The sequence below is a fragment of the Microbacterium sp. NPDC090003 genome, assembly GCF_044748385.1.
In the GTDB taxonomy this organism is placed as follows: Bacteria; Actinomycetota; Actinomycetes; order Actinomycetales; family Microbacteriaceae; genus Microbacterium.
Genome location: NZ_JBIVFW010000001.1, coordinates 140,418 through 164,564 on the forward strand (window position 1 = coordinate 140,418; position 24,147 = coordinate 164,564).

Below are 24,147 nucleotides of genomic sequence, written 5' to 3' on the forward strand. Positions count from 1 at the left end.
ATCGTCATGCCCGCAGCATCCGTGCGCCGTCTTCTCCCTGTCGCGGCGATCGTCGCCGTGACCGCCCTCGCGCTCAGCGCCTGCGCCGCCCCCGGTGGGCAGGACGGAGACGGCGAGGTGGTGTGGTCGATCGAGGGCGCGAACCTCTCCGCCGGTCACATGGACCCACAGGTCAGCCAGCTCGACGTGTCGGGCACGGTGCAGCGCGCGGTGCTCGACTCGCTCGTCTTCCAGGAGGAGGACGGCACGTTCTCGCCGTGGCTCGCGACCGACTGGACCGTGTCGGACGACAGCACGGAGTACACCTTCACGCTGCGCGACGACGTCACCTTCACCGACGGCGAGCCCTTCGACGCGGCCGCGGTCAAGGCGAACTTCGACCGCATCGTCGACCCGGAGACCGCATCCGCGCAGGCGGCGAGCATGCTCGGTGCCGACTTCTACGCGGGCACCGAGGTCGTCGACGACCACACGGTCACGGTGAGCTTCACCCAGCCCTACGCCCCGTTCCTGCAGGCGGCCAGCACGCCTCAGCTCGGGTTCTACTCGCCGGCGGTCCTCGCCGACTCCGCCGATCAGCTCAAGGCCGGCGGCCCGGGGATCACGGTCGGCACCGGGCCGTTCGAGCTCACCGAGTACACGCCCGACCAGGAGCTCGTGTACACCCGCAACGACGACTACGCCTGGGGTCCGCACGGCGAGGGAGCCCCGAAGTTCGAGACCCTGCGCGTCGAGATCCAGCCCGAGGCATCCGTCCGTGCGGGCGTCGTGACCAGTGGCGAGGCCGACCTCGCCAGCAACATCCCGCCGAATCTCGCCGGGGATCTCGGTGACGGTGTACGCGTCGACTCGATCGAGTACCCCGGTCTGCCGTACTCGCTCTACCTCAACGAGAAGTACGGTGTGTTCGCCGATGAGAAGGTGCGCCAGGCCTTCGCCCGCGGCATCGACATCGACCCCGCGGTCGAGGAGATCTTCTTCGGCCAGTTCCCCCGCGCCTGGAGCGTGCTGAGCTCGACGACGCCGGGCTACGACGCCGCACTCGAGGGCACATGGGCATTCGACCCCGACGAGGCGAACCGACTCCTCGACGAAGCCGGTTGGACCGAGCGCGACACCGACGGCATCCGCATGAAGGACGGCGCGCGCCTCTCCGCACGCTGGATCGCCTGGACGCCGGTGCCCGACGACCGTGCGGCCCTTGCGAACGCGATCCAGTCCGATCTGAAGAAGATCGGCTTCGAGGTCGAGCGCGAGGTCCTCGAGCCGGGCGCCTACAACGAGCAGTACGGACCCAAGACCTTCGACCTCACCGACTGGGGCTTCTCGGGCGTCGACCCCGACTTCCTGCGCTCGCATCTGCACACCGACGGATTCCAGAACGCCTCGCAGGTCACCGACGCCGAGGTCGACGGGCTTCTCGAGCAGGCCGTGGCCACCAGCGACCAGACCCAGCGCAATGCGATCTACACGCAGCTGCAGGAATGGAACGCGACCTACACGGCGATCGTGCCGCTCTACAGCCCCTCGGCGATCACCGCGGTCGGCGAACGCGTCGACGGACTCGCCTACGACCTCTACGGCCGGCCGCTGTTCTACGATGTGACGGTCGGCTGACCCGGGTCGACGCACGGCGCTGAGAGGAGAGCGGTGAAGGCTGCGCTCGCGAAGATCGCCGGTCTCGTCGCATCCGTGGTCGTCGTTCTGTGGGGCGCCGCCACGGTGGCGTTCCTGGCCTTCCGCGTGATCCCCGGTGATCCGGTCTCGGTGATGCTCGGCCCTCAGGCGCAGGTCAGCGAGGCGGTCAAGGACGGCATCCGAGAAGACCTCGGGCTGAACCGCCCACCCGTCGAGCAGTACGTCGACTATCTCGCTCGGCTGGTGCGCGGAGACCTGGGCGAGTCGTATCAGTTGCGGATGCCGGTGGCGGAGGTCATCGGCAGGCAGCTCGGCGCGACCCTGCAGCTCTCGGCGCTCGCGTTGCTCATCGCCGTCGTGCTCGCCCTCTCCGTCGCGCTTCTCGTGCGCGGCGAGACTGCGCGCGCCGTCGCGACGGGCATCGAGCTGGTCGTGCTCTCGTCGCCGGTGTTCTGGATCGGGCTGGTGCTGTTGAGCGTGTTCGCGTTCGGGCTGGGCTGGTTCCCCGTCTCGGGCGCGCGCAACCCCGCCACCATCGTGCTTCCGGCGATCACACTCGCCCTGCCCGTCGCCGCCCTGCTCGGCCAGGTGCTGCGTGATGGCCTCGTGCAGGCCGAGCGGATGCCGTTCGCCGAGACCGTGCGCGCGCGGGGCGCGAGCGCGGGATGGTTCACGCTGCGGCACGGTCTGCGTCACGGTGCGGCGGGCGCCGTGACGCTCACCGCCTATCTCGCCGGATCCGTGCTCGGCGGGGCGGTGCTGGTCGAGACCGTCTTCGCGCGGCCGGGACTCGGCCGGGTGACACTCGCCGCGATCAGCGACCGCGATCTCCCCGTGATCTCGGGCATCATCCTGCTCAGCGCGCTCGTGTTCGTGATCGTGAACGTCATCGTGGAGCTCGTGCACCCGCTCATCGACCCGCGCGTGCGCGCGGTCGGACGCGAGGCGAGCCGATGAGCCGCGCGCAGCGGGTGCTGCTGTGGGCAGGCGTCGGGGTGCTGTGCGTCATCGCATTCGCCGCCGCCTTCCCGGGAGTCCTCGCGACGCACGACCCCGTACTGACCGATGTGAGGGGAGCCTTGCTCCCGCCGAGTGCCGACCACCTCTTCGGCACGGACCAGAGCGGCCGCGACGTGTACTCCCGGGTCGTGTACGGCGCCGCGCGTTCGGTCGGTATCGGGCTCCTCGCCACGGCGATCGCGCTCGTCACCGGCCTCGCGATCGGAGCGATCGCGGGTTTCGCACCTCGGTGGGTCGACGTGTCGCTCATGCGCGTGAACGACGTGCTCATGGCATTCCCGGAGTTCCTCGTCGCCCTCGTCGTGATCGCCGTGCTCGGGCCCGGGCCGGTGAACGTGGCGATCGCCGTGACACTCGCCGCTGTCCCCGTGTACATCCGGCTCGCCCGCGTGCAGACGCGGACGCTTCGCGTCGCCGAGCACGTGGAGGCCGCGCGCATCCTGGGGGTGCCGCGTCTGCTGGCGTTCTGGCGCCATGTCCTCCCCGGGGTACTGGGATCGTTGAGCGTGCTGGCGACGATCGGCATCGGCTCGAGCATCCTCGCCGCTTCCGGACTCAGCTTCCTCGGATTGGGGCCGGCGGAGCCGACACCGGAGTGGGGTCTCATGCTCGCGGGAGGACGGAACGTGCTCGGCCAGGCCTGGTGGATCTCGGTGTTCCCCGGTATCGCCATCACCGTCACGGTGATCGCGGCGACGATCGTCGGACGCGTGCTGCGGACGCGTGCGGAGGGGAGCGGGCGATGAGCGAGAACATCGTGCCGGTGGTCGAGGTGCAGGGCCTGCACATCACGATCGAGGGCGTCCCCGTCGTGGACGGAGTATCGCTCACCGTGGCACCCGGCGAGTGCGTCGCGATCGTGGGGGAATCCGGAGCGGGGAAGTCCCTCACCGCCCGGGCGCTCCTCGGTCTCGCTCCCCGCCGGGCCACCGTCGCCTCCGGCGCGATGCGCATCGACGGCACCGACGTGCGGGGCCTCGACGAGCGCGCGTGGCGACGCATACGCGGGGCGCGCGTGGCGCTGGTGGCGCAGGACGCTCTCGTGGCTCTCGACCCGCTGCAGCGGATCGGATCGGAGATCGCCGAGCCGCTGCGCCTGCATGCGCGGGCCGGAGGCGCGCTGAGGGAGCGGGTGCTCGCGCTGCTGCGCCGGGTCTGGATGCCGGAGCCCGAGCGTCGCATGCGCCAGTATCCGCACGAGCTCTCGGGTGGCCTGCGGCAGAGGGCGCTCATCGCCTCGGCGCTCGCTGCCGGACCCGCCGCACTCATCGCCGATGAGCCGACCACAGCACTCGATGCCACCGTGCAGGCGAAGATCCTCGATCTGCTGAGGGAGATCACGGATGCCGGCACCGCCGTCCTCTTCATCAGCCACGACTTCGCCGCCGTGCGACTGCTCGCCGACCGGGTGCTGGTGATGCGCGACGGAGCGATCGTGGAGGAGGGCGCCGTCGCCGAGGTGCTCGAAGCTCCGCAGCATCCGTACACGCGGCAACTCATCGCCGCGACACTGCACGAGCCCCGTGAGGCGGCAGACGCCGGCGGTGAACCGGTGGCCTCGGTCGAGCGGGTCTCGGTAGCGTTCGCGGGAGTTCCCGCCGTCGTCGATGCCTCGTTCGACGTGTGCCAGGGCACGACGCTCGGGATCGTGGGGGAATCCGGATCGGGCAAGACCACGCTCGCACGGGTGCTGCTGGGAGTGCAGGCGCCGGATACCGGGAGCATCCGCTGGAACGGGGCGCACCGGGTGCAGTTCGTGCACCAGAATCCGCTCGGCGCCTTCGACCCGCGGTGGAGCGTCGGACGTTCACTGCACGAGGCGCTCGCCGCCGGTGGTGTTCCGCGTGCCGAACGTCGTAAGCGCGTGTCGGCTCTTCTCGCCGAGGTCGATCTCGATCCGTCCCTCGCTCGGCGTCGGCCGTCGGAACTCTCCGGCGGGCAGCGGCAGCGCGCGGCGATCGCCCGCGCGCTCGCCGCGGACCCGGACGTGCTCGTGCTCGACGAGCCGGTCTCGGCACTCGATCCCTCGGTGCGGGAGCGCGTGCTGCGTCTGCTCGACCGCCTGCAGCGCGAAAGGCGGTTGACGATGGTCTTCGTCTCCCACGACCTCGACGTCGTGGGCGCGATCGCCGACGACGTGCTGGTGATGCAGGGGGGTCGGATCGTGGAGCGGGGAGCGGTCGCCGAGGTGTTCGCCGCGCCGCAGCATCCGTTCACTCGGGAGCTGCTCGCTGCGAGCGGCGTCCGCCGGCCCTGATCGGGTCGGTCAGCCGGTGACGTGGATGCCGAGTCCCGCCGCGAACACCGGAGCGAGTTGCTGCACCTGGAACGACGTGAGCGTCGTGCCTCGCAGGCTGTTCGCATCGAGGAAGGCGAGCGCGTCGAGTCCGCGCAGATCCACATCGCTCGCCCGCATGCCCCGGGTGTCGACCTCGTCGCTCGCCGAATCGGTGAAACGTACGCGCGTGAGCTCGGCCTGGGGCATGTCCAGAGCGCGGATGCGGCATCCGATCACGTCGACGTCTTCGACGCGGGCCGCTCCCAGGTTCAGGTAGTCGATGCGGAGGTCGCGGAGTTCGAGTTCGGAGACCCGAGTGGTGCTGAGGTCGAGCGTGCCGATGCGGCCGCCGGTCACCCGCAGGCGGCGGATGCCGGCACCGCGGAGCTTGACCGAGGAGGCCCGTATGCCGGTGAGATCGACATCGAGCAGGGTCGCCCCGGTGAGGTCGACCGTGTCGGCATCCACAGTCACGACGCACTGCTCGAGCGACGCGTAGGCGAGGTCGGCGTCGCCCGCGAGCTCGACACGCGCGGCGATGAGGTCGGCGTTGCGCGCGGCGACCGCGGCGTCGAGGTGGTCGGGAAGGTCGGGAGGCGAGACGCGAGGTGCGACGGGAGTCTCGGGGGAGCGGGCCATTCCTTGAGCGTAGGGCGGGCCGCCGACACCCGCGCGGCTGTCCTTGCTACCTCGCAGATCTGCACGACCTCGCAGACATTCAGCCGTTTGAGTGCGAGATCCTGCAGAACTGCGACGTTTCACTGATTCTGCACACTCGCTCCCGGGGCGGACTTGCGCCCAATTGCAGCGAAATGAGTCAGCACGCGGCGTCCGCGCTCGCATAGTCGACGGATGACCCGACCTGCGCGCCCTGTGACCGAACACCTCTCCCGCCTCGGCGGCGTCGGACGGACCGCCACCCTGCAGGCGCGGGGAGTCAGCCGATACCGAATCGATCGTGCGATCAGGAGTGGGGCGGTTCTTCGCGTCAGGCAGGGGTGGGTCGCCCTCCCTGGAGCGGCCCCGGAACTGATCGCGGCGGCCGAGCAGGGCGTGGTGATCAGCTGCGTGACCGAGGCGCGCAGGCTCGGGCTCTGGGTTCACGAACGATCTCGATCCGTCCACGTCGGTGCCAGTCCCGGCAGCGCTGCTCGAAAGCGAAGGGGAGTTCATCTGCACTGGGCGAAGCCGCTCGTGCCGCGGCATCCGGATGCGCTCGCCGATCCCATCGAGAACGTGCTCGCCCTCGTCGCAGACTGCGAGCCCTACGAACAGGCTCTCGCTACCTGGGACTCTGCGCTCAACCGTGGACTCGTCGAGCGCGCGGCGCTGGAGAGATTGCCGTTGAAGGCGGTTGCCCGGCGGCTGCTGGAAGACGCCTGGCCGTTCGCCGACGCGGGGCTCGAGACGTATCTCCGCCCTCGGCTGCGGTGGTTGCGACTGCCGTTGTACTTCCAGATATGGCTGGCAGGGCACCGGGTCGACGCGCTCATCGGACAGCGTCTCGTTCTGCAGATCGACGGCGCCACCCACGTTGGAGCGCAAAGAGATGAAGACATCCGTCACGATGCGGTGTTGAAGCTGCTCGGGTACCACGTCATCCGCGTGGGGTACCGGCAGATCATGGATCACTGGCACGTCGTACAGGACCAGATCATGCGAGCCGTCGCTCAAGGTCTGCATCGAGATGCGCAGTAAAACGCAGATCTGCACTATCTCGCAGGCTTCGCGCGGGAGGGGTGCGAGATCGTGCAGATCTGCGAGATCCTGCAGGCCTGCGGGGCGCGTACACTGGAGATACGAGCATCGATCCGGCATCACCGGGGAGCTCTCGGAAGAACGGCCCGGAGACGGGCTCACTAGAACCGAGCGGGGCAGGCCCGTCACAGCCGCAGTGAGAGTGGCGCGAACGCACCGACAGGGGTGGGAGCGCACGCGAGGTGGTACCGCGGCCCGGCAGGGTCGTCCTCGCAGGAGCATCCGCCACGACGACCACTGCGAGACACGATGACCTACCCGCGTTCCTCCTTCGGCCCCGCCGCCGACGCTTCGACGAGCTCAGCGACCCAGGGTGCTGTCGCGCCCAGCCCCCGCTTCCCGCAGATCGAGGAGGAGGTGCTCGAGTTCTGGAAGACCGACGACACCTTCCGGGCCTCGATCGAGCAGCGCGAGGGCTCGCCCGAGTGGGTGTTCTACGACGGCCCTCCGTTCGCCAACGGACTGCCGCACTACGGCCACCTGCTCACCGGCTACGCCAAGGACGTGTTCCCGCGCTTCCAGACGATGACCGGGCACAAGGTCGACCGGGTGTTCGGCTGGGACACGCACGGCCTCCCGGCCGAACTCGAGGCGATGAAGCAGCTCGGGATCACCGAGAAGAGCGAGATCGAGTCCATGGGCATCGACGTCTTCAACGACAAGGCGAAGAACTCGGTGCTCGTCTACACCCGCGAGTGGCAGGACTACGTCACCCGTCAGGCGCGGTGGGTCGACTTCGACCGCGGATACAAGACGCTCGACCTCGGCTACATGGAGAGTGTGCTGTGGGCGTTCAAGACCCTGTACGACAAGGGCCTCGCCTATGAGGGCTACCGCGTGCTGCCGTACTGCTGGCGCGATGAGACCCCGCTCAGCGCCCACGAGCTGCGCATGGACGACGACGTGTACCAGATGCGTCAGGACCCCTCGGTGACCGTCACGTTCCCGCTCACGGGCGCGAAAGCCGAGGCACTCGGCCTCACCGCCGTGCGCGCCCTCGCCTGGACGACCACGCCCTGGACCCTCCCGACCAACCTCGCGCTCGCCGTGGGCCCCGACATCGAGTACGTCGTCGTGCCCGCCGGACCGAACGGTGCGGCCGACGTGCACCAGGCCGCGGGCTCCGAGGATGCCGCGGTCGAAGCCTCCGCCCACCGCTACCTTCTCGCCCGCGAGCTGCTCGGCGGCTACGCGAAGGACCTCGGCTACGAGAGCGCCGAGGAGGCGCTCGCCGCGGTCGAGGCATCCGTCCGCGGATCCGAGCTGCAGGACGTCACGTACGACCGGCTCTTCGACTACTACGCGGACGCCGAGGTCTGGGGCACAGAGAACTGCTGGCGCATCCTCGTCGACGACTACGTGACGATCAGCGACGGCACCGGCATCGTCCACCAGGCTCCGGCCTACGGTGAGGACGACCAGCGGGTCGCCGGTGCCGCCGGCATCCCCACGATCCTGTCGCTCACCGACGGCGGGCGCTTCCTCCCCAACGTGACCGATGTCGCCGGTGAACTCTGGATGGACGCGAACACCCCGCTCGTGCGTCTGATCCGCGAGAACGGCCGCCTCGTGCGCCTGCAGAGCTACGAGCACTCGTACCCGCACTGCTGGCGCTGCCGCAATCCCCTCATCTACAAGGCCGTGTCGAGCTGGTTCATCCGCGTGACGGATATCAAGGACGACATGCTCGCGAACAACGAGCAGATCACCTGGGTGCCCGAGAACGTCAAGCACGGCCAGTTCGGCAAGTGGCTCGAGGGAGCGCGCGACTGGTCGATCAGCCGCAACCGCTACTGGGGGTCGCCGATCCCGATCTGGAAGAGCGACGACCCCGAGTACCCGCGCGTCGATGCCTACGGTTCGCTCGAGGATCTCGAGCGCGATTTCGGTACGCTGCCGCGCAACCCCGAGGGCGAGATCGACCTGCACCGCCCGTACATCGACGACCTGACGCGCCCGAACCCGGACGACCCCACCGGCAAGAGCACGATGCGCCGCATCGAGGATGTGTTCGACGTGTGGTTCGACTCGGGCTCGATGCCGTACGCCCAGGTGCACTACCCGTTCGAGAACCAGGAGTGGTTCGACTCGCACGCGCCCGCCGACTTCATCGTCGAGTACATCGGGCAGACCCGCGGGTGGTTCTACGTGATGCACGTGCTGTCGACCGCCCTGTTCGACCGCCCGGCCTTCACGGGCGTCAGCTGCCACGGCATCGTGCTCGGCAGCGACGGCTACAAGATGTCGAAGTCGCTGCGCAACTACCCCGACGTGTCGGAGGTGCTCGACCGCGACGGCTCCGACGCGATGCGCTGGTTCCTCATGTCGAGCTCGGTGCTGCGCGGTGGCAACCTCGCGGTGACGGAGGAGGGCATCCGCTCGGGCGTGCGGGAGTTCCTGCTGCCGCTGTGGAACTCCTGGTATTTCTTCGCCACCTACGCGAATGCGTCGGGCGACGGATACGAGGCATCGTGGCGCACCGATTCGACCGACGTGCTCGACCGGTACATCCTCGCGCGCCTCGGAGACCTGGTGCGCGAGGTGCGCGCCGACCTCGAAGGACTCGACTCGACCACCGCCGCCGGTCGCCTGCGCGACTTCGCCGAGGTGCTGACGAACTGGTACATCCGCCGCTCGCGCGTCCGCTTCTGGGTGGGGGTGAGCGAGGACCCGAAGAGCCGCGAGGCCTTCGACACGCTCTATACCGTGCTCGAGACGCTCACCCGCGTCGCCGCACCCCTCGTGCCGCTCATCAGCGAGCGTGTATGGCAGGGGCTCACCGGCGGGCGCAGCGTGCATCTGCAGGACTGGCCGGACTCCGCGACGTTCCCCGCCGCCGATGAGATCCGGGACGCGATGGACGCCGTGCGCGAGCTCTCGAGCGTCGGCAATGCTCTGCGCAAGAAGGAGAAGCTGCGCGTGCGTCTTCCGCTCGCGCGCCTCACCGTGGTGTCGCCGCTCGCCTCGACGCTGGGGCAGTTCGAGGACATCCTGCGCGAGGAGCTGAATGTGAAGTCGGTCGAGCTGGTGCCGCTCGCCGACACCACAGCGCACGACTACGGAATCGACCACCGCCTCAGCGTGAACGCGCGGGCGGCCGGACCGCGCCTCGGCAAAGAGGTGCAGAAGGCCATCCAGGCCGCGAGATCCGGCGACTGGTCGGAGGTCGACGGTGTGGTCACGGCCGGAGGCATCGCCCTGGAACCGGCGGAGTACGAGCTGGTGCTCGAGACGACGGGTCGCCCCGATGGCGAGGCCCTCGCGATCGTTCCCACCGGGGGCTTCGTGCTGCTCGACACGCAGACGACCCCGGAGCTCGAGGCCGAGGGGCTGGCGCGCGACGTGATCCGTGCCGTGCAGGAGACGCGCAAGAACGCCGGCTTCGACGTGAGCGACCGCATCCGTCTGGATCTGCGGTTCGCGAGCGAGGAGGACGCGGATGCCGTCGCCTCCGCGTTCGAGATCGCCGATGTGGCGGGGGAGACCCTGGCCGTCGAGCACTCGCTGCACCGCGAGGATCGCCCCGTGACGGGAGCGGAGTTCATCGCCGACATCGCGAAGGGCACATACGCGAACCGCGCGGCCTTCACGATCGCCGTCTCGCGGATCGGAGGTGTCGCGTGAGCGCGCGCGAACGGGCGGATGCCGTCTACGAGACCCTTCTGGGGCGGGCGGGGGAGCGTTGGGTGCAGCCGCGCAAGGAGCGCACCGCGCGCATCCTCGCCTTCCTCGACGACCCGCAGCGCACGTACCGCGTGGTGCACATCACCGGGACGAACGGCAAGACGTCGACCGCGCGGATGATCGAGAGTCTGCTGCGTGCGCACGGTCTGCGCACGGGACTCTTCACGAGTCCGCATCTGGAGCGGTTCACCGAGCGCATCATGATCGACGGCGAGCCGATCGACGACGCGGCCGTGGCCGACGCCTGGGACGAGATCGCCCCGTTCGTCGAGATCGTCGACGCCGAACTCGACGCCGCGGGTGACGCGCCGTTGACGTTCTTCGAGCTGCTCACCGTGCTCGCCTTCGTCGCCGTGGCGGATGCTCCGGTCGACGTGCTCGTGCTCGAGGTGGGCATGGGCGGCGAGTGGGACTCGACCAACACGGCCGATGGCGACGTCGCCGTGTTCTCGCCCATCGACATCGATCACGCCGACCGCCTCGGCGACACGATCGCCAAGATCGCCGAGGTCAAGGCCGGCATCATCAAGGACGGCGCGGCCGTCGTCTCGGCGCAGCAGCCCGCCGAGGCGGCCGAAGTGCTGCGCCGCGTCGCCGCCGAGCGGGGAGCGACGATCGCGTTCGACGGTGACGACTTCGGTCTCGCCGAGCAGAAGCTGGCGGTCGGTGGGCAGCTGCTCACGATCCGCGGCCTGGCCGGCGACTACGTCGAGGAGTACCTGCCGATCTACGGCGCGCATCAGGGGCACAACGCCGCCCTCGCCGTCGCGGCGGTGGAGTCGCTCATCGGCGGAGCGGCGCAGCGCATCGCCGACGACATCATGTCGGAAGGTCTGCAGGGCGCGACGTCGCCCGGCCGACTGCAGTTGCTGGGCGTGGCCCCGACCGTCGTCGTCGACGCCGCCCACAACCCGCACGGTGCGAAGGCACTCGTGCAGGCGCTGGACGACAGCTTCGATTTCGACGAGTGGGGCGTGGTGCTCGGGGTGCTGGCCGACAAGGATGCCGCGGGCATCGTCGCGCAGCTCGCTCCCGCGGCGGCGCACGTCTTCGCCACGGCACCCGACTCCGACCGCGCATCGGACGCCGATGCGGTCGCCGACCTCGTCGAGCAGACCGGACAGCGCGCCACCGTGCATCCGACCCTCGCCGATGCGGCCGACGCCGCGCGCGAGTGGGCCGCGTCCGACGACCGTCGCGCGGTCGTGATCGCCGGATCGGTCGTGCTCGCGGGCGAGGCGATCGCCCTCGCCGAGGATGAGGACTGGAAGTCCGGGTGGCGCGCATGAGTGCGGACGCCGCCGGCGCGCACACCCCGCGTCAGCCGCGCACGCTGGTGCAGAAGCTCGCATCGGTCGTGCTCGGCTTCGAGTCGATCGTCGTGTTCCTCGTCGGACTCACGATCTTCGGCCTGCGGTCGCTCCCGCCGGTCATCCCTCAGTGGTGGGGGATCGTGGGTGGCGTCGTGATGGCGCTGGTCTGCATCGCCATCGCCGGAATGATCACCCGGCCCTGGGCCATCACCGCCGGCTGGATCGTGCAGGTCATCATCGCCCTGTCCGCGATCCTGGTTCCGGCCATCCTGTTCGTCGTCCTGATTTTCGGCGGCATGTGGGCGTATGCGACCATCAAGGGGGCGCGGGTGGATGCACAACGCCCGACCGAGCCCTCGACCGAGACTCAGACAGAGAGTGAATGACATGGCCACCGAAGAAACCCTCGTCCTCGTCAAGCCCGACGGCGTCGCGCGCGGCCTCACCGGCGCGATCCTCGCCCGCATCGAGGCGAAGGGCTACGCGCTCGTCGACATCCGTCTCGTCGAGCCCGACCGCGACCTGCTCGCCGCGCACTACGCCGAGCACGAGGGAAAGCCGTTCTACGAGCCGCTCCTCGAGTTCATGCTGTCGGGGCCGTCGGTCGCGATCCGCCTCGCCGGCAACCGCGTGATCGAGGGATTCCGCTCGCTCGCCGGGACGACCGACCCGACGACCGCCGCGCCGGGCACGATCCGCGGCGACTTCGGTCGTGACTGGGGCCTCAAGGTCCAGCAGAACCTCGTGCACGGCTCGGACAGCCCCGAGAGCGCCGCACGCGAGCTCGGTATCTGGTTCGACTGAGTCGCACTCAAGAGAAAGGCCCGTCCGCTCGAAAGCGGACGGGCCTTTCTCGTGCTCGGATCAGCCTCCGGTGATGATGCGCACCATCTCGCCGAGGAAGTCGATGCCCTTGGTCTGGGCCATCAGCACGATGATCGCGTAGGCGACGACCGTGGCCAGCGGAACCCACGCCATGAGCTTGTCGGCCCGCTGCTGCACGCCCTCGTGGCGGGTGAAGGTGCCGTTGCGGGTGAGATGCAGCATGGTGGCGAAGAACGTCGGGATCGTCACGGCCCATGTGACCATGCACCACGGGCACAGGACGATGAGGTCGTAGATGCTCTGCGAGATGAGCCAGCACACGAAGCCGAAGGCGAAGGTGATACCGACGCCGAAGAGCGCCCAGAACCAGCGCGGGAAGCGAGCACCGGCGAGGATCGCGACGCCGATGACGAGCGGGGCGATCCAGCCGCTGAGACCGAGGATGGGGTTCGGGAAGCCGAACACCGAGCCCTGCCAGGACTCGAGGTTCTTGCCGCACTGGATGAAGGCACTCAGATCGCACGACAGCGCGGCGTCCGGATCGGCGAGGAGGGTGAACTTCTCGACCGTGAGCTGGAAGGCGGCGAACCAGCCGATCACGCTCGCGATGATCAGCCAGACGGCGAAGATGACGGGGCGGGTGCGCTGCTCGCTCATCTGAGGATTATCTCAGCGACGGCTATGGATGGGGCGAGAACGGGGCCGGAGAAAATCTCCGGACGTGCACGGATGCCGCATTCTGCGGAACTTGGTGCGATAATGGCCTGTGACGCGATGAGCGGCCCAGCCGTGACACGTGTCGACGCAGACTTCGGGGCCCATGCCCCACGCGACCAGAGCTACGAGCCGGTCGCAGATCGAGTGAGTTCGCGGCACCCGCGGGTGCTGCATGAGTTTCGCGGAACACTCCGGTGATCCGCGCAGGGAGTAAGCCAGAGATGGCCGATGAGAACAATGACAACAACGCCCCTACCCTCGATGTCCCGGCTGACGCCGCGGAAGAGCTGACGGAGTCCCCGACTCCCGAGGGCGAGACCCCGGAAGACGCGGTTGCAGCCGAGTCGGATGCTCCCGCAGATGTCGCTGTTCCCGCAGAGGTCGCGCAGGTCGAGGAGACCGTCGCGGCCGAGGAAGAGCCTGCGGTAGGGGAGCCCGTCGCCGAGGCTCCCTCGGCCGAGGTGCCCTCCAGCGAGGTGCCCTCCGGCGAGGACAAGCAGGTCGCCGAGGAGCCTGCTGCTCCCGAGGAGCCTGCTGCGGTCACCGCCGTGTCGCTGGGGCTGCTGCCCGAGGTGTTCGTCTCGCAGGTCTCCACCCAGCTTCACTTCTACGCCCCGGAGATCGTGCCGCTGCCGGCCCGTCCGGGGCGCGGACCCGCCCCCGAGCGCGAGCTCGACGACACCGACGGCGGTCGTCGCGGACGCCGCCGTCGTGGCGGATCCGAGGGCGACGACCAGCGCGACGCTCCGCGTCAGCGCCAGCGCGTCGTCGAGTACATCACCGAGCCGAAGGCGATCAAGGGCTCCACTCGTCTCGAGGCGAAGAAGCAGCGCCGCCGTGACGGACGTGACGCCGGTCGTCGTCGTCCGGTCGTCACCGAGGCCGAGTTCCTCGCGCGCCGCGAGTCCGTCGATCGCAAGATGGTCGTCCGCTCCAAGAACGGCCGCACGCAGATCGGCGTTCTCGAGGACGGCGTTCTCGTCGAGCACTACGTCGCTCGCAACCAGGACGCGTCCCTCATCGGCAACGTCTACCTCGGTCGTGTGCAGAACGTGCTCCCGAGCATGGAGGCCGCCTTCGTCGACATCGGTCGAGGCCGCAACGCGGTGCTCTACTCCGGCGAGGTCGACTGGGACGGTGTCGAGACCGGCAACCAGCCGCGCCGCATCGAGCTCGCACTCAAGCCGGGCGACCGCGTGCTCGTCCAGGTCACGAAGGACCCGGTCGGCCACAAGGGCGCCCGCCTGACCAGCCAGATCTCGCTCCCCGGCCGCTACCTCGTGTACGTCCCCGGCGGCTCGATGAACGGCATCAGCCGCAAGCTGCCCGACAACGAGCGCGCGCGCCTCAAGCGCATCCTCAAGGAGGTGCTGCCGGAGTCGTCCGGCGTCATCGTGCGCACGGCGGCGGAGGGCGCGACGGAGGACCAGCTCACGCGCGATGTGCAGCGTCTGACCTCGCAGTGGGAGCACATCCAGAAGCAGGTCGAGAGCCAGCAGGCTCCCGCGCTGCTGCACGCCGAGCCCGACCTGCTCGTCAAGATCGTCCGTGACGTCTTCAACGAGGACTTCACGAAGATGCTCATCCAGGGCGAGGAGTCGCAGCGCACGATCCGCTCCTACCTCGAGAGCGTCGCCCCCGACCTCCTCGAGCGTGTGGAGTCGTACGAAGATGCTGCCGACCCCTTCGATGCGTTCCGGATCACGGAGCAGATCGAGAAGGCGCTCGACCGCAAGGTCTGGCTGCCGTCGGGCGGTTCGCTCGTGATCGACCGCACCGAGGCCATGACCGTGGTCGACGTCAACACCGGGAAGTTCGTCGGCTCCGGCGGCAACCTCGAGGAGACGGTCACCAAGAACAACCTCGAGGCCGCCGAGGAGATCGTTCGCCAGTTGCGCCTGCGCGACATCGGCGGCATCATCGTGGTCGACTTCATCGACATGGTGCTCGAGTCCAACCGCGACCTCGTGCTGCGCCGCCTCATCGAGTGCCTCAGCCGCGACCGCACCAAGCACCAGGTCGCCGAGGTCACCTCGCTCGGGCTCGTGCAGATGACCCGTAAGAAACTCGGCCTCGGCCTCCTCGAGACCTTCAGCGAGGCGTGCGAGGTCTGCGCCGGCCGCGGTGTGATCGTGCACCACGACCCCGTCGTCAAGCACCGCTCCAACGGAAACGGTGGGAACGGCAACGGGGGCAACGGCAACAATCAGAGCGGCCGCCGTCAGCGCGGTGGCAACGGTGGCGGACAGAGCCAGAGCGCTCCGCCCGCTGCGAACGTGACGCACAGCATCCCCGAGGGCGCGAAGTCGGCCCTCGCGCAGATCGCGGCATCCACGAAGGCTCCCGCCGAGGGCGCCGTCGACGCGGTCGTCGTCGACGAGGCGTCGGTCGAGGCGCCGGAGCGCGCGAAGAAGGCCCGCAAGAAGCGTGGGGTGGACCGCAAGCCCGCGCCGCGCAGCCAGGCCGAGCAGCTGCTCGACTCGGTGCTCGACGCCCTCCCGGAGCCGAAGGCGCCGGGGCAGGGTCGGGGACGCCGTCGTGTCAGCACCGCGGCGCTCACCGGCACCCCGGTATCGGTGAACGGCGAGGCGTCAGTGCCGGTCGCGAGCGGGGATCCGGAGGCCTGAGGCGATCAGTCGTCGGACGAGCTCCTTGCCGCCGACGCGCTGGGCGCCGCCGGCGACGAGCCGGGGGATGCTGTCCTCCGGCACGTCGTAGTGGTCCAGGTCGAAGGCGCGCGGGGGGAGATCATGGCGGCGCGCGAACGCGTGCAGCTCTGCGAGGCTCTCGTCGCTGACGAGGTGCGCCCACAGGCGTCCGTGCGCGGGCCAGAGCGGGTCGTCGACGAGAACGGTCATCCCGCAAGCCTATGACCGGACACACCCCTCGGCTCACTTTGCGAGTGGCTCCGGCATCCGGTAAAGTAGTCCCTTGGTGCGTATGCCGCGTCTTCCTCGTCGGTCGAAGCGGAGAGTCTTGCATTCGCACCCGCCGCCCCGCGGCGCATGCAAGCAACAGTCTTCCCGTGAGATTCTCGGAGCCCCGAGCTCCCCAACGAAACAGGTATGAAGTGGTTTACGCAGTAGTGCGCGCCGGTGGGCGGCAGGAGAAGGTCGAGGTCGGCACGATCGTTCAGCTCGACCGTGTGCAGGCTGCCCAGGGCGAGAAGATCGAGCTTGCCGCTGTGCTGCTCGTCGACGGCGCTACGGTGACCACCGACGCCGACAAGCTGGCGAAGGTCAAGGTCACCGCCGAGGTCATCGGCAACCTCCGCGGCCCGAAGATCATCATCCAGAAGTACAAGAACAAGACCGGCTACAAGAAGCGTCAGGGCCACCGCCAGGAGCTCACGCGCGTCAAGATCACCGGCATCAAGTAAGACCGAGGAGACCAGGACATGGCACACAAAAAGGGCGCAAGCTCCACCCGTAACGGTCGTGATTCCAACGCTCAGCGCCTCGGCGTCAAGCGCTTCGGCGGCCAGCAGGTCAACGCCGGCGAGATCATCGTCCGTCAGCGCGGCACCCACTTCCACCCCGGCGTGAACGTCGGCCGTGGCGGCGACGACACGCTGTTCGCGCTGTCCGCCGGTGCGGTGCAGTTCGGCGCGAAGGGCGGCCGCAAGGTCGTCAACATCGTCGCTGCAGGCGAGTAATCGCCGCACAGCAACAGACATCCGGTTCGGGGCGGGCTTCGGCTCGCCCCGTCCGTGTATCTGCCCATCGATTCCGGTGGGCAACAGCTACCACCTGAGGAGACCGACACATGGTCACGTTCGTCGATACCGTGACGCTGCACCTGCGCGCGGGTAAGGGCGGCAACGGCTGTGTCTCGGTGCACCGCGAGAAGTTCAAGCCGCTCGGCGGCCCGGACGGCGGCAACGGCGGAGACGGCGGCGACATCGTGCTCGTCGCCGACCCGCAGACCGGCACGCTGCTCTCGTACCATCACTCCCCGCACCGCTCATCGCCCAACGGCGGGTTCGGCATGGGCGATCACCGCGCCGGGTTCATGGGCGAGGATCTCGAGCTCCCGGTGCCCGTCGGAACCGTCGTGAAGAACACCGACGGCGACGTGCTGATCGACATGATCATCCCGGGCGAGCGGTTCGTCGTGGCGAAGGGCGGCCTGGGCGGCCTGGGCAACGCTGCTCTGTCGTCGCCCAAGCGCAAAGCCCCGGGCTTCGCGCTGCTCGGCACACCGGGGTACGAGGGCGATGTCGTCCTCGAACTCAAGACCGTCGCCGACGTGGCGCTCGTGGGATACCCCTCGGCCGGCAAATCGAGCCTGATCGGCGCGATCTCGGCCGCACGACCGAAGATCGCCGACTACCCGTTCACGACGCTGCACCCGAATCTCGGTGTCGTGCAGGCCGGCGACGCGCGCTACACCGTAGCCGATGTGCCTGGGCTGATCGAGGGTGCCAGCGAGGGGCGCGGTCTCGGGCTGGAGTTCCTGCGCCACGTCGAGCGATGCTCCGCTCTGCTGCACGTGCTCGATTGCGCCACGCTCGAGCCGGGACGCGACCCGCTCTCGGACCTCGACGTCATCCTCGCCGAGCTGGCCGCGTACGAGGTGCCCGAGGGGCAGACCCCTCTGCTGGAGCGCCCGCAGTTCGTCGCCCTGAACAAGATCGACGTGCCCGAGGCTCGTGATCTCGCCGAGCTCGTTCGCCCCGATCTCGAGGAGCGCGGATTCCGTGTCTTCGAGATCTCGACCGTCTCGCACGAGGGTCTGCGTCCGCTGACCTTCGCACTCGGTGAGCTCGTCGAGAAGGTGCGCGCCGAGCAGGCCGCCGTCGAGGTGCCCCGTGAGCGCGTCGTCATCCGTCCGCGCGGCTCCAAGAAGGAATTCACGATCCGGGTCGAGGGCGGCACCTACGGCAACGTCTACCGCATCATCGGCGAGAAGCCCGTGCGGTGGGTGCAGCAGACCGACTTCCAGAACGAAGAGGCCGTCGGCTATCTCGCGGACCGGCTCGAGAAGCTGGGCGTCGAGGACGAGCTCTTCCGCCTCGGCGCGGTGCAGGGATCGACCGTCGTCATCGGTGAGGGCGACAGCATCGTCTTCGACTGGGAGCCGACGATGACCTCGGCTGCAGAACTGATGACCGCCCCGCGAGGGACCGACCCGCGTCTCGCGCCGAACGCCCGACGGACCACGTCGGAGCGTCGCGAGAACTACTACGAGCGAATGGATGCCAAGGCCGCGGCGCGCGCGGAGGTCGAGGCCCAGCGCCTCGCCGCCTATCGCGAAGAGGGCGAGTGACCGCACGCTCGCGTGCAGACCTCGCCACGGCTGCGCGCATCGTCGTCAAGGTCGGATCGTCGTCGATCAGCGGTGAGGCGTCCTGGCGCATCCCGGTGCTCGTCGAGGCCCTCGCGGCCGCGCACGGGCGGGGCACCGAGGTCGTGCTCGTGTCGTCCGGCGCGATCGCGTCCGGCATCCCGTTCCTGCGTCTCGACGCACGGCCCACAGATCTCGCGACCCAGCAGGCGGCCGCGGCCGTCGGCCAGAACATCCTCGTCTACCGCTACCAGGAGGCGCTGCGCCCGTTCGACATCGTCGCTGGCCAGGTGCTCCTGACGACCGGTGATCTCGAGAACCCGACGTCGCGCTCCAACGCCCGTCGGGCGATGGAGCGCCTTCTCGGGCTGCGCGTGCTCCCGATCGTCAACGAGAACGACACGGTGGCGACCCAGGAGATCCGCTTCGGTGACAACGACCGCCTGGGCGCCCTCGTCGCCCAGTTGGTCGAAGCGGACGCCCTCGTGCTGCTCAGCGACATCGAGTCGCTCTACACGCGCCCGCCCTCCGATCCCGGCGCCGAGCCGATCGACGTGATCGCTGCGGATGCCGACCTGAGCGGACTCGAGTTCGGGGCGACCGTCGTGAACAGCGTCGGCACCGGGGGAGCGGCCACCAAGGTCTCCGCCGCCCGCCTCGCGGCCGCCTCGGGGATCGGCGTGCTCGTGACGAGTGCCGATCTGGTGGATCGGGCACTCTCGGGCGCCGAGGTCGGCACCTGGTTCGAGCCCGCCGTCTGAGCGGGATCGGAGCGCCCTAGACTGGGCGGATGACCGATCAGACCCCGCAGGTGCGCCTCGAGCGCGCGAAGGAGGCGTCGCGCGCGACGGCCGCTCTGACCAGTGGCGACAAAGAGCGCGTTCTCGAGGAGATCGCCCTCGGACTCGAGCGCGATGCCGAGCGCATCATCGCCGCCAACGGGCTCGACATCGCGCGCGGACTCGAGAACGGGATCGGAGACTCGCTGATCGACCGTCTGCGCCTCGACGAGAAGCGCGTCGCGGCTCTCGCCGCCGCCGTTCGCCAGGTCGCCGCGCTCCCGGACCCGGTGGGTCGCGTGGTGGGCGGGCATCGGATGCCGAACGGTGTGGCCCTCGAGCAGGTCCGAGTGCCCTTCGGCGTGGTCGGCGCGATCTACGAAGCGCGGCCGAACGTCACGGTCGACATCGCCGCGCTCGCGCTGCGTTCGGGAAACGCGGCCGTTCTCCGTGGCGGTAGCGCCGCGCGCGAGTCGAACACCGTTCTCGTCGAGGTGATGCGGGAGGCGCTGGTGCGGTCCGGGGTCACCGCCGAGGCGATCCAGACCGTCGACGACTTCGGGCGGGACGGAGCCGCGGCGCTCATGCACGGACGCGGCTACGTCGACGTGCTCGTTCCGCGCGGGAGTGCAGGACTCATCGAGACCGTGGTCACGGAATCGACCGTGCCCGTCATCGAGACGGGGGCCGGGAACGTGCACATCGTTCTCGACGAATCGGCTCCGGACGACTGGGCGCGCGACATCGTGGTCAATGCGAAGGTGCAGCGGCCGAGCGTCTGCAACGCGGTGGAGACCGTTCTCGTGCATCGTCAGGCCGCGCCGCGTCTCGTGCCCCTCGTGGCCAGCGCGCTGCAGAGCGAGGGGGTGGCGATCCACGGCGACGACATCGTCGCCGGCCTCGTGTCGGGCGTGATCCCGGCGACGGAGGAGGACTGGGCGACCGAGTACCTCAGCCTCGACATCGCGATCAAGGTGGTCGACGACCTCGATGAGGCCCTCGCGCACATCCGCCGCTACAGCACCGGGCATACCGAGTCGATCATCACGACCGACACCCGCAACGCCGAGCGTTTCCTCGCCGAGGTCGACTCCGCGGTCGTGATGGTCAACACGTCGACGCGCTTCACCGACGGCGGCGAGTTCGGTTTCGGCGCCGAGGTGGGCATCTCGACCCAGAAACTGCATGCCCGGGGGCCGATGGGCCTCGCCGAGCTCACGAGCACCAAATGGCTGGCGCGTGGGGCGGGGCAGACGCGCGGCTGAGGGCTAGACTGGATGGCGCTGCACTGACTCAGGTCACGAAACGGAGAAACGATGAACCTCATCGCACAGGTCGCGATGGCCGCTGCGGAAACCGAGCACCACGGCAACGTTGCTCTCGAGACCGTGATCTTCGGTGTGATCGCCGCGATCGTCTTCGCCTTCCTCGGTCTCGTGACGCTGTCGTACCGCAATGTCGCCAACCGACACTCGGCCAAGGCCGAGGCCTGGGCGGCGAAGCACGGCAAGGACGGCCACGGGGCAGGGCACGGCCACTAAGGCACTATGAAGACCGTGACCTCGCGCGCTCCGCGCATCGGTGTGATGGGTGGAACGTTCGACCCGATCCACCACGGTCACCTCGTCGCCGCCAGTGAGGTCGCGCACTCCTTCGATCTCGATGAAGTGGTCTTCGTCCCGACCGGGCGCCCCTGGCAGAAGTCGGATGTCACCCCGAGCGAGCACCGATACCTGATGACCGTGATCGCGACGGCATCCAACCCGCAGTTCACCGTCAGCCGCGTCGACGTCGATCGCGAGGGGCCGACGTACACGATCGACACCCTGCGGGATTTGAAGCGCGACCGACCGGATGCCGAGCTGTTCTTCATCTCGGGTGCGGATGCCGTGGCGCAAATTCTCAGTTGGAGGGACCATGATGAGTTGTGGGAGTTGGCCCACTTCGTCGCGGTCTCCCGGCCAGGACACGTCCTGAGCACGGATGGCCTCCCGAGCGACAACGTCAGTCAGCTGGAGGTGCCGGCCCTGTCGATCTCGTCGACCGCCTGCCGAGAGCGGGTCCGGGATGACCAGCCGGTCTGGTATCTCGTTCCCGACGGGGTCGTCCAGTACATCGCGAAGCATCATCTGTATCGGAGCAAGTCATGACTACATCGGATCAGCACGGCCAGGGTCCGCTGACACGAAAGCAGTTGCGTGAGATCCGACTGACCGGATCGACGCCCGTCATCACCGACGAGGAGGCGGCCGCCGCGTCCGCGCCGGCCCCGGAACCCGCCGCCGCCGTCGAGGAGCCTGCTGCACAGGAGCCTGCCGCACAGGAGCCCGCTGCACAGGAGCCCGCCGTCGAGGAGCCTGCTGCACAGGAGCCCGCGCGGGCGCCGGAGGCTCCCGTTGGTGCCGAACCCGCTCCCGTCGCCGAAGAGGCAGTCGCTCCCGCGTCCACGGCGGCCCCGCTCACTCGCCGCCAGGCGCGTGACCAGGAGCGTGTGCGCACGGCATCCGTCCCCGTGGTCGAGCCGCAGGACGCCGCACCCCTCGCGCCGGTGGAGCCGCCGACGCCGGCCGCGCAGGCGCCGGCACCGGTCGAGCAGGCACCGGTCGACCAGGCCCCGGTGGAGCAGGCGCCGATCGTCTCCGCCGTGCCGGACCTCTCGGCACCGGCCGCCCCGTCCGTCGACGACATCGACGACGACATCGACGACGACGATGCAGAGGTCGCCATCGCGCCCGTGAGCGCCGCCGGAGCGAGCGCATCCGTGGGCGAGGTGCCGATCGACACGGCAGCCGAAGGGCCGCGGGCGGACGTCGACGATGTCGATGTCGTTCTGGGCCTCGACCAGGAACCCGCTCCCTCGGAAACGGATGACGTGCTCGCCGATGTCGGAGACGACGACGACGAGGTCATCGCCGCCGATGAGCGCCCCACGGTGAACCCGGCCTTCGGGGCGTCCGTGATCGACAAGGCGCAGAAGCCGTTCGCGCCGTCGTTCGACGAGCTGCTCTCGGTCGGCGATTCGAGCGGCTCTCAGCACACGTCTCCCAGCGCTCTGATCTTCACCCCCTCGCCGGGCGAGGGGTCGCTCTCCGGGCCGGTCGCATCGACCGGCGAGATCCTCGTCACCGGCTCCTACGAGCTCCCGCGCGGCATCGGCTCCCAGGGCCACGCCCACGGCGTCGCCGACGGTAAGGACGTCGATGCCGTCCTCATCGACGGCGAACTGCCGCCCGCCTCTTCTCCCACGCCGATCGCCGCCAGCTCGGCTGTCAGCACCATCAAGCCCGCCGGCGAGGTCATCCGACCGCCCGCCCCCGAAAAGGGCAACAAACTCATGCTCATCCTTGCGATCGTTGCGGGTGGTCTCGCCCTCGCACTGGGCGTGGTCCTCGTCGTCGCCTTCACCACGAATGTGTTCTGATGCAATCACCTGAAACCGCTGAAGCCATGCTGCAGATCGCTGCGGCAGCCGCCGTCTCGAAGGGCGGTGAAGACCTCGTCGCGCTCAACGTCTCGGAGCCGCTCCCGCTCGTCGACATCTTCCTGCTCGTCACGGGAAACAGTGAGCGCAACGTCGCCGCGATCGCCGACGAGATCGAGGATCGTCTCATCGCGGAGGGGCACAAGCGTGTCCGCCGCGAGGGTCGCGCCGAGTCGCGCTGGGTCCTCATGGACTTCGGCGACCTGATCGTCCACGTCTTCCACCAGGAGGAGCGCGTGTACTACGGGCTCGAGCGCCTGTGGAAGGACTGCCCCGTCGTGCCGATCGACCTTCCGGAGCCCGTCGCGGGGGAGTGACCCCTCGCGCCCGAGAGAGCCGGGCGCGGCATCCTGCATGGATTCTGTCAAGGGTCTTCCCCGGCGGTATACCGGCGCGCACACTCTTTTCCAAGGGGAGAGAGTCTTGGAGGGCCGACATGACAGAGGATCCGGAACCGCGCTACGTGCTGAGACGGATCACCCCGACGGAATGGGTGATCAACGACCAGCGCTTCCCTGCGAACGACCCGCGACACATCGTCGCATGCGTCTACGAGTACGCCGAGACCGAGGTCGAGGTGGTGTGGGTGCGTGATCTCCCTCTCGCTATGCGCTACTCGAACGCCTTCGAGGTGCTCGCCGATGTGGAGCGCATGCACGGATCGAGCCGAGCCACCCGCCCGGTGCAGATTCCTCATCTCCCGCCGTTACTGGCCAACTGAGCCGGCACAGCGAAACGGGCGGACGCGATCGCTCGCGCCCGCCCGTCGGAGGTCTCGTTCACTCGCCTTCTGCGGCGATCCGATCGGCCTCGGCGCTGTCGACCTGCGCGCCGTCGATATCGGGATCGACCTCTTCCGTACCGTCGACCTCGTGCGTGGGCACTCCGTCGCGATCATCGTCCGACTCGTCTCCGAGCGACGGGATCGGGGGGATCGGTGGGGGATTGGACATCGCATGCTCCTCTCGTCGGTGAGGTGATCCAGCCTAGGATTCGGCGGTCGCAGAGAAGAGGCGGTTGACGGGTACGGCATCGGGCGGTAGGCGGCATCGATCCCGATCGCGGAGGAATTCTCGCGTGTCGGCGTAATGAACCGGTACTCGCGGCGTCTTCCTAGTGGGTCCGGAGAGTGTGCATTCCTCCGGCTCGCACGATCACGAAGGAGTTCCATGTCCCCCGCTGGAGTCGTCCCCCTGCCATCCGCCGCACCTGCTCGCACCGGCATGGTCCGCGTCTCGCTCGTCGTCCGCGACGAGCGAGGGTTCACCCACTATTACGAAGAGGTCGAGACCACGGCCGACGCCGTGCGCGATGCCTACGATCTCATGGCGCGCCGGTCGCCCGCCGTCCCCGGCTGACCGACTCGAT

The 24,147-nt window shown here is 68.9% G+C and carries 25 protein-coding genes; 21 read left to right on the forward strand and 4 right to left on the reverse strand.

Features of this window, described 5'->3' with window-relative positions; translation table 11 throughout:
- Window positions 1-6 precede the first annotated feature (6 nt).
- Genes ACIPVN_RS00670 through ACIPVN_RS00685 form a run of 4 tightly spaced genes read left to right on the forward strand, consistent with a single transcriptional unit; the run spans window position 7 to window position 4,915 of the window.
- Complete coding sequence (locus tag ACIPVN_RS00670) at window positions 7-1,617, forward strand: ABC transporter substrate-binding protein (protein WP_400438189.1); 1,611 nt, start codon at window positions 7-9, stop codon at window positions 1,615-1,617.
- Window positions 1,618-1,650: 33 nt separating this feature from the next.
- Window positions 1,651-2,595 (forward strand): ABC transporter permease, encoded by a 945-nt coding sequence (locus ACIPVN_RS00675; RefSeq protein WP_400438191.1) that lies wholly within the window; start codon window positions 1,651-1,653, stop codon window positions 2,593-2,595.
- Complete coding sequence (locus ACIPVN_RS00680) at window positions 2,592-3,404, forward strand: ABC transporter permease (RefSeq protein WP_400438193.1); 813 nt, start codon at window positions 2,592-2,594, stop codon at window positions 3,402-3,404. Before ACIPVN_RS00675 ends, ACIPVN_RS00680 begins: the two co-directional genes overlap by 4 nt.
- Window positions 3,401-4,915 (forward strand): ATP-binding cassette domain-containing protein, encoded by a 1,515-nt coding sequence (locus tag ACIPVN_RS00685; RefSeq protein ID WP_400438195.1) that lies wholly within the window; start codon window positions 3,401-3,403, stop codon window positions 4,913-4,915. The genes ACIPVN_RS00680 and ACIPVN_RS00685 overlap by 4 nt, the downstream gene beginning before the upstream one ends.
- A 9-nt stretch (window positions 4,916-4,924) precedes the next feature.
- Here ACIPVN_RS00685 and ACIPVN_RS00690 read toward each other — a convergent pair whose 3' ends face one another.
- Window positions 4,925-5,575, reverse strand: coding sequence for a pentapeptide repeat-containing protein (locus ACIPVN_RS00690; protein WP_400438197.1), 651 nt, complete (start codon window positions 5,573-5,575; stop codon window positions 4,925-4,927).
- Between the two features lie 555 nt (window positions 5,576-6,130).
- On the opposite strand from ACIPVN_RS00690, the gene ACIPVN_RS00695 reads away from it, so the two are divergent.
- The 5 genes from ACIPVN_RS00695 (at window position 6,131) to ndk (ending at window position 12,495) form a co-directional block, all read left to right on the forward strand.
- A complete protein-coding gene (locus tag ACIPVN_RS00695) occupies window positions 6,131-6,634 on the forward strand; it encodes an endonuclease domain-containing protein (RefSeq protein WP_400438200.1) in 504 nt (167 codons plus the stop codon).
- A 309-nt stretch (window positions 6,635-6,943) separates the two neighbouring features.
- Window positions 6,944-10,318 (forward strand): isoleucine--tRNA ligase, encoded by a 3,375-nt coding sequence (gene ileS / locus ACIPVN_RS00700; RefSeq protein ID WP_400438202.1) that lies wholly within the window; start codon window positions 6,944-6,946, stop codon window positions 10,316-10,318.
- Complete coding sequence (locus ACIPVN_RS00705) at window positions 10,315-11,667, forward strand: bifunctional folylpolyglutamate synthase/dihydrofolate synthase (protein ID WP_400438204.1); 1,353 nt, start codon at window positions 10,315-10,317, stop codon at window positions 11,665-11,667. The genes ileS and ACIPVN_RS00705 overlap by 4 nt, the downstream gene beginning before the upstream one ends.
- On the forward strand, window positions 11,664-12,077 hold the full coding sequence (locus ACIPVN_RS00710; protein WP_400438206.1) for a DUF4233 domain-containing protein: 414 nt from the start codon (window positions 11,664-11,666) through the stop codon (window positions 12,075-12,077). The genes ACIPVN_RS00705 and ACIPVN_RS00710 overlap by 4 nt, the downstream gene beginning before the upstream one ends.
- Window position 12,078: 1 nt before the next feature.
- Window positions 12,079-12,495, forward strand: coding sequence for a nucleoside-diphosphate kinase (gene ndk, locus ACIPVN_RS00715; RefSeq protein WP_067120383.1), 417 nt, complete (start codon window positions 12,079-12,081; stop codon window positions 12,493-12,495).
- A 60-nt stretch (window positions 12,496-12,555) separates the two neighbouring features.
- On the opposite strand, the gene ACIPVN_RS00720 is transcribed toward ndk, so the two are convergent.
- Window positions 12,556-13,173: a vitamin K epoxide reductase family protein gene (locus tag ACIPVN_RS00720; RefSeq protein WP_400438209.1), complete on the reverse strand. Its 618-nt coding sequence runs from the start codon at window positions 13,171-13,173 to the stop codon at window positions 12,556-12,558.
- A gap of 281 nt (window positions 13,174-13,454) precedes the next feature.
- Between ACIPVN_RS00720 and ACIPVN_RS00725 the strand changes: the two genes are divergently transcribed.
- Complete coding sequence (locus tag ACIPVN_RS00725) at window positions 13,455-15,860, forward strand: Rne/Rng family ribonuclease (protein ID WP_400438211.1); 2,406 nt, start codon at window positions 13,455-13,457, stop codon at window positions 15,858-15,860.
- Here the strand turns inward: ACIPVN_RS00725 and ACIPVN_RS00730 are convergent.
- Entirely contained in the window at window positions 15,825-16,091 is a 267-nt protein-coding gene (locus ACIPVN_RS00730; protein ID WP_400438213.1) for a DUF4031 domain-containing protein, read from the reverse strand. The two genes, ACIPVN_RS00725 and ACIPVN_RS00730, sit on opposite strands and share 36 nt — an antisense overlap.
- Before the next feature lie 212 nt (window positions 16,092-16,303).
- Between ACIPVN_RS00730 and rplU the strand changes: the two genes are divergently transcribed.
- The 10 genes from rplU to ACIPVN_RS00780 all read left to right on the forward strand — a co-directional run bounded on the left by rplU (window position 16,304) and on the right by ACIPVN_RS00780 (window position 23,500).
- Window positions 16,304-16,612: a 50S ribosomal protein L21 gene (gene rplU, locus ACIPVN_RS00735; protein WP_247622159.1), complete on the forward strand. Its 309-nt coding sequence runs from the start codon at window positions 16,304-16,306 to the stop codon at window positions 16,610-16,612.
- Window positions 16,613-16,630: 18 nt separating this feature from the next.
- Window positions 16,631-16,888: a 50S ribosomal protein L27 gene (gene rpmA, locus ACIPVN_RS00740; protein ID WP_247622160.1), complete on the forward strand. Its 258-nt coding sequence runs from the start codon at window positions 16,631-16,633 to the stop codon at window positions 16,886-16,888.
- Between the two features lie 110 nt (window positions 16,889-16,998).
- Window positions 16,999-18,501, forward strand: coding sequence for a GTPase ObgE (gene obgE, locus ACIPVN_RS00745; RefSeq protein ID WP_247622161.1), 1,503 nt, complete (start codon window positions 16,999-17,001; stop codon window positions 18,499-18,501).
- A complete protein-coding gene (gene proB, locus ACIPVN_RS00750) occupies window positions 18,498-19,280 on the forward strand; it encodes a glutamate 5-kinase (RefSeq protein WP_400438216.1) in 783 nt (260 codons plus the stop codon). The genes obgE and proB overlap by 4 nt, the downstream gene beginning before the upstream one ends.
- A gap of 29 nt (window positions 19,281-19,309) precedes the next feature.
- Window positions 19,310-20,563 (forward strand): glutamate-5-semialdehyde dehydrogenase, encoded by a 1,254-nt coding sequence (locus ACIPVN_RS00755; RefSeq protein WP_400438218.1) that lies wholly within the window; start codon window positions 19,310-19,312, stop codon window positions 20,561-20,563.
- 51 nt (window positions 20,564-20,614) lie between these two features.
- Window positions 20,615-20,839 carry a hypothetical protein gene (locus ACIPVN_RS00760; protein ID WP_400438220.1) on the forward strand — a complete coding sequence of 75 codons (225 nt, stop codon included), beginning with the start codon at window positions 20,615-20,617 and terminating at the stop codon, window positions 20,837-20,839.
- Between the two features lie 6 nt (window positions 20,840-20,845).
- Window positions 20,846-21,448, forward strand: coding sequence for a nicotinate-nucleotide adenylyltransferase (nadD, locus tag ACIPVN_RS00765; protein WP_247622165.1), 603 nt, complete (start codon window positions 20,846-20,848; stop codon window positions 21,446-21,448).
- The gene (locus ACIPVN_RS00770; protein ID WP_400438222.1) at window positions 21,445-22,719 is read left to right on the forward strand and encodes a hypothetical protein; all 1,275 of its coding nucleotides are present in this window, start codon (window positions 21,445-21,447) and stop codon (window positions 22,717-22,719) included. The genes nadD and ACIPVN_RS00770 overlap by 4 nt, the downstream gene beginning before the upstream one ends.
- Window positions 22,719-23,096: a ribosome silencing factor gene (gene rsfS, locus ACIPVN_RS00775; protein WP_336640150.1), complete on the forward strand. Its 378-nt coding sequence runs from the start codon at window positions 22,719-22,721 to the stop codon at window positions 23,094-23,096. Before ACIPVN_RS00770 ends, rsfS begins: the two co-directional genes overlap by 1 nt.
- Before the next feature lie 119 nt (window positions 23,097-23,215).
- Complete coding sequence (locus ACIPVN_RS00780) at window positions 23,216-23,500, forward strand: hypothetical protein (RefSeq protein WP_247622168.1); 285 nt, start codon at window positions 23,216-23,218, stop codon at window positions 23,498-23,500.
- 58 nt (window positions 23,501-23,558) lie between these two features.
- On the opposite strand, the gene ACIPVN_RS00785 is transcribed toward ACIPVN_RS00780, so the two are convergent.
- Window positions 23,559-23,732: a hypothetical protein gene (locus tag ACIPVN_RS00785; protein ID WP_400438225.1), complete on the reverse strand. Its 174-nt coding sequence runs from the start codon at window positions 23,730-23,732 to the stop codon at window positions 23,559-23,561.
- A 216-nt stretch (window positions 23,733-23,948) separates the two neighbouring features.
- On the opposite strand from ACIPVN_RS00785, the gene ACIPVN_RS00790 reads away from it, so the two are divergent.
- A complete protein-coding gene (locus ACIPVN_RS00790; protein WP_400438227.1) occupies window positions 23,949-24,137 on the forward strand; it encodes a hypothetical protein in 189 nt (62 codons plus the stop codon).
- Window positions 24,138-24,147: the final 10 nt, after the last annotated feature.

What these genes read in the sequence shown, in the direction of transcription:
- ACIPVN_RS00680 (WP_400438193.1), top strand. Translation starts at nt 2,592, where the DNA reads ATGAGCCGCGCGCAGCGGGTGCTGCTGTGGGCAGGCGTCGGGGTGCTG.
- nadD (WP_247622165.1), top strand. Translation starts at nt 20,846, where the DNA reads ATGAAGACCGTGACCTCGCGCGCTCCGCGCATCGGTGTGATGGGTGGA.
- rpmA (WP_247622160.1), top strand. Translation starts at nt 16,631, where the DNA reads ATGGCACACAAAAAGGGCGCAAGCTCCACCCGTAACGGTCGTGATTCC.
- ACIPVN_RS00670 (WP_400438189.1), top strand. Translation starts at nt 7, where the DNA reads ATGCCCGCAGCATCCGTGCGCCGTCTTCTCCCTGTCGCGGCGATCGTC.
- ACIPVN_RS00685 (WP_400438195.1), top strand. Translation starts at nt 3,401, where the DNA reads ATGAGCGAGAACATCGTGCCGGTGGTCGAGGTGCAGGGCCTGCACATC.
- ndk (WP_067120383.1), top strand. Translation starts at nt 12,079, where the DNA reads ATGGCCACCGAAGAAACCCTCGTCCTCGTCAAGCCCGACGGCGTCGCG.
- obgE (WP_247622161.1), top strand. Translation starts at nt 16,999, where the DNA reads ATGGTCACGTTCGTCGATACCGTGACGCTGCACCTGCGCGCGGGTAAG.
- ACIPVN_RS00760 (WP_400438220.1), top strand. Translation starts at nt 20,615, where the DNA reads ATGAACCTCATCGCACAGGTCGCGATGGCCGCTGCGGAAACCGAGCAC.
- ACIPVN_RS00770 (WP_400438222.1), top strand. Translation starts at nt 21,445, where the DNA reads ATGACTACATCGGATCAGCACGGCCAGGGTCCGCTGACACGAAAGCAG.
- ACIPVN_RS00720 (WP_400438209.1), bottom strand. Translation starts at nt 13,173, where the DNA reads ATGAGCGAGCAGCGCACCCGCCCCGTCATCTTCGCCGTCTGGCTGATC.
- ACIPVN_RS00690 (WP_400438197.1), bottom strand. Translation starts at nt 5,575, where the DNA reads ATGGCCCGCTCCCCCGAGACTCCCGTCGCACCTCGCGTCTCGCCTCCC.
- rsfS (WP_336640150.1), top strand. Translation starts at nt 22,719, where the DNA reads ATGCAATCACCTGAAACCGCTGAAGCCATGCTGCAGATCGCTGCGGCA.
- ileS (WP_400438202.1), top strand. Translation starts at nt 6,944, where the DNA reads ATGACCTACCCGCGTTCCTCCTTCGGCCCCGCCGCCGACGCTTCGACG.
- ACIPVN_RS00790 (WP_400438227.1), top strand. Translation starts at nt 23,949, where the DNA reads ATGTCCCCCGCTGGAGTCGTCCCCCTGCCATCCGCCGCACCTGCTCGC.
- ACIPVN_RS00785 (WP_400438225.1), bottom strand. Translation starts at nt 23,732, where the DNA reads ATGTCCAATCCCCCACCGATCCCCCCGATCCCGTCGCTCGGAGACGAG.
- ACIPVN_RS00780 (WP_247622168.1), top strand. Translation starts at nt 23,216, where the DNA reads ATGACAGAGGATCCGGAACCGCGCTACGTGCTGAGACGGATCACCCCG.
- ACIPVN_RS00755 (WP_400438218.1), top strand. Translation starts at nt 19,310, where the DNA reads ATGACCGATCAGACCCCGCAGGTGCGCCTCGAGCGCGCGAAGGAGGCG.
- ACIPVN_RS00730 (WP_400438213.1), bottom strand. Translation starts at nt 16,091, where the DNA reads ATGACCGTTCTCGTCGACGACCCGCTCTGGCCCGCGCACGGACGCCTG.
- ACIPVN_RS00710 (WP_400438206.1), top strand. Translation starts at nt 11,664, where the DNA reads ATGAGTGCGGACGCCGCCGGCGCGCACACCCCGCGTCAGCCGCGCACG.
- ACIPVN_RS00725 (WP_400438211.1), top strand. Translation starts at nt 13,455, where the DNA reads ATGGCCGATGAGAACAATGACAACAACGCCCCTACCCTCGATGTCCCG.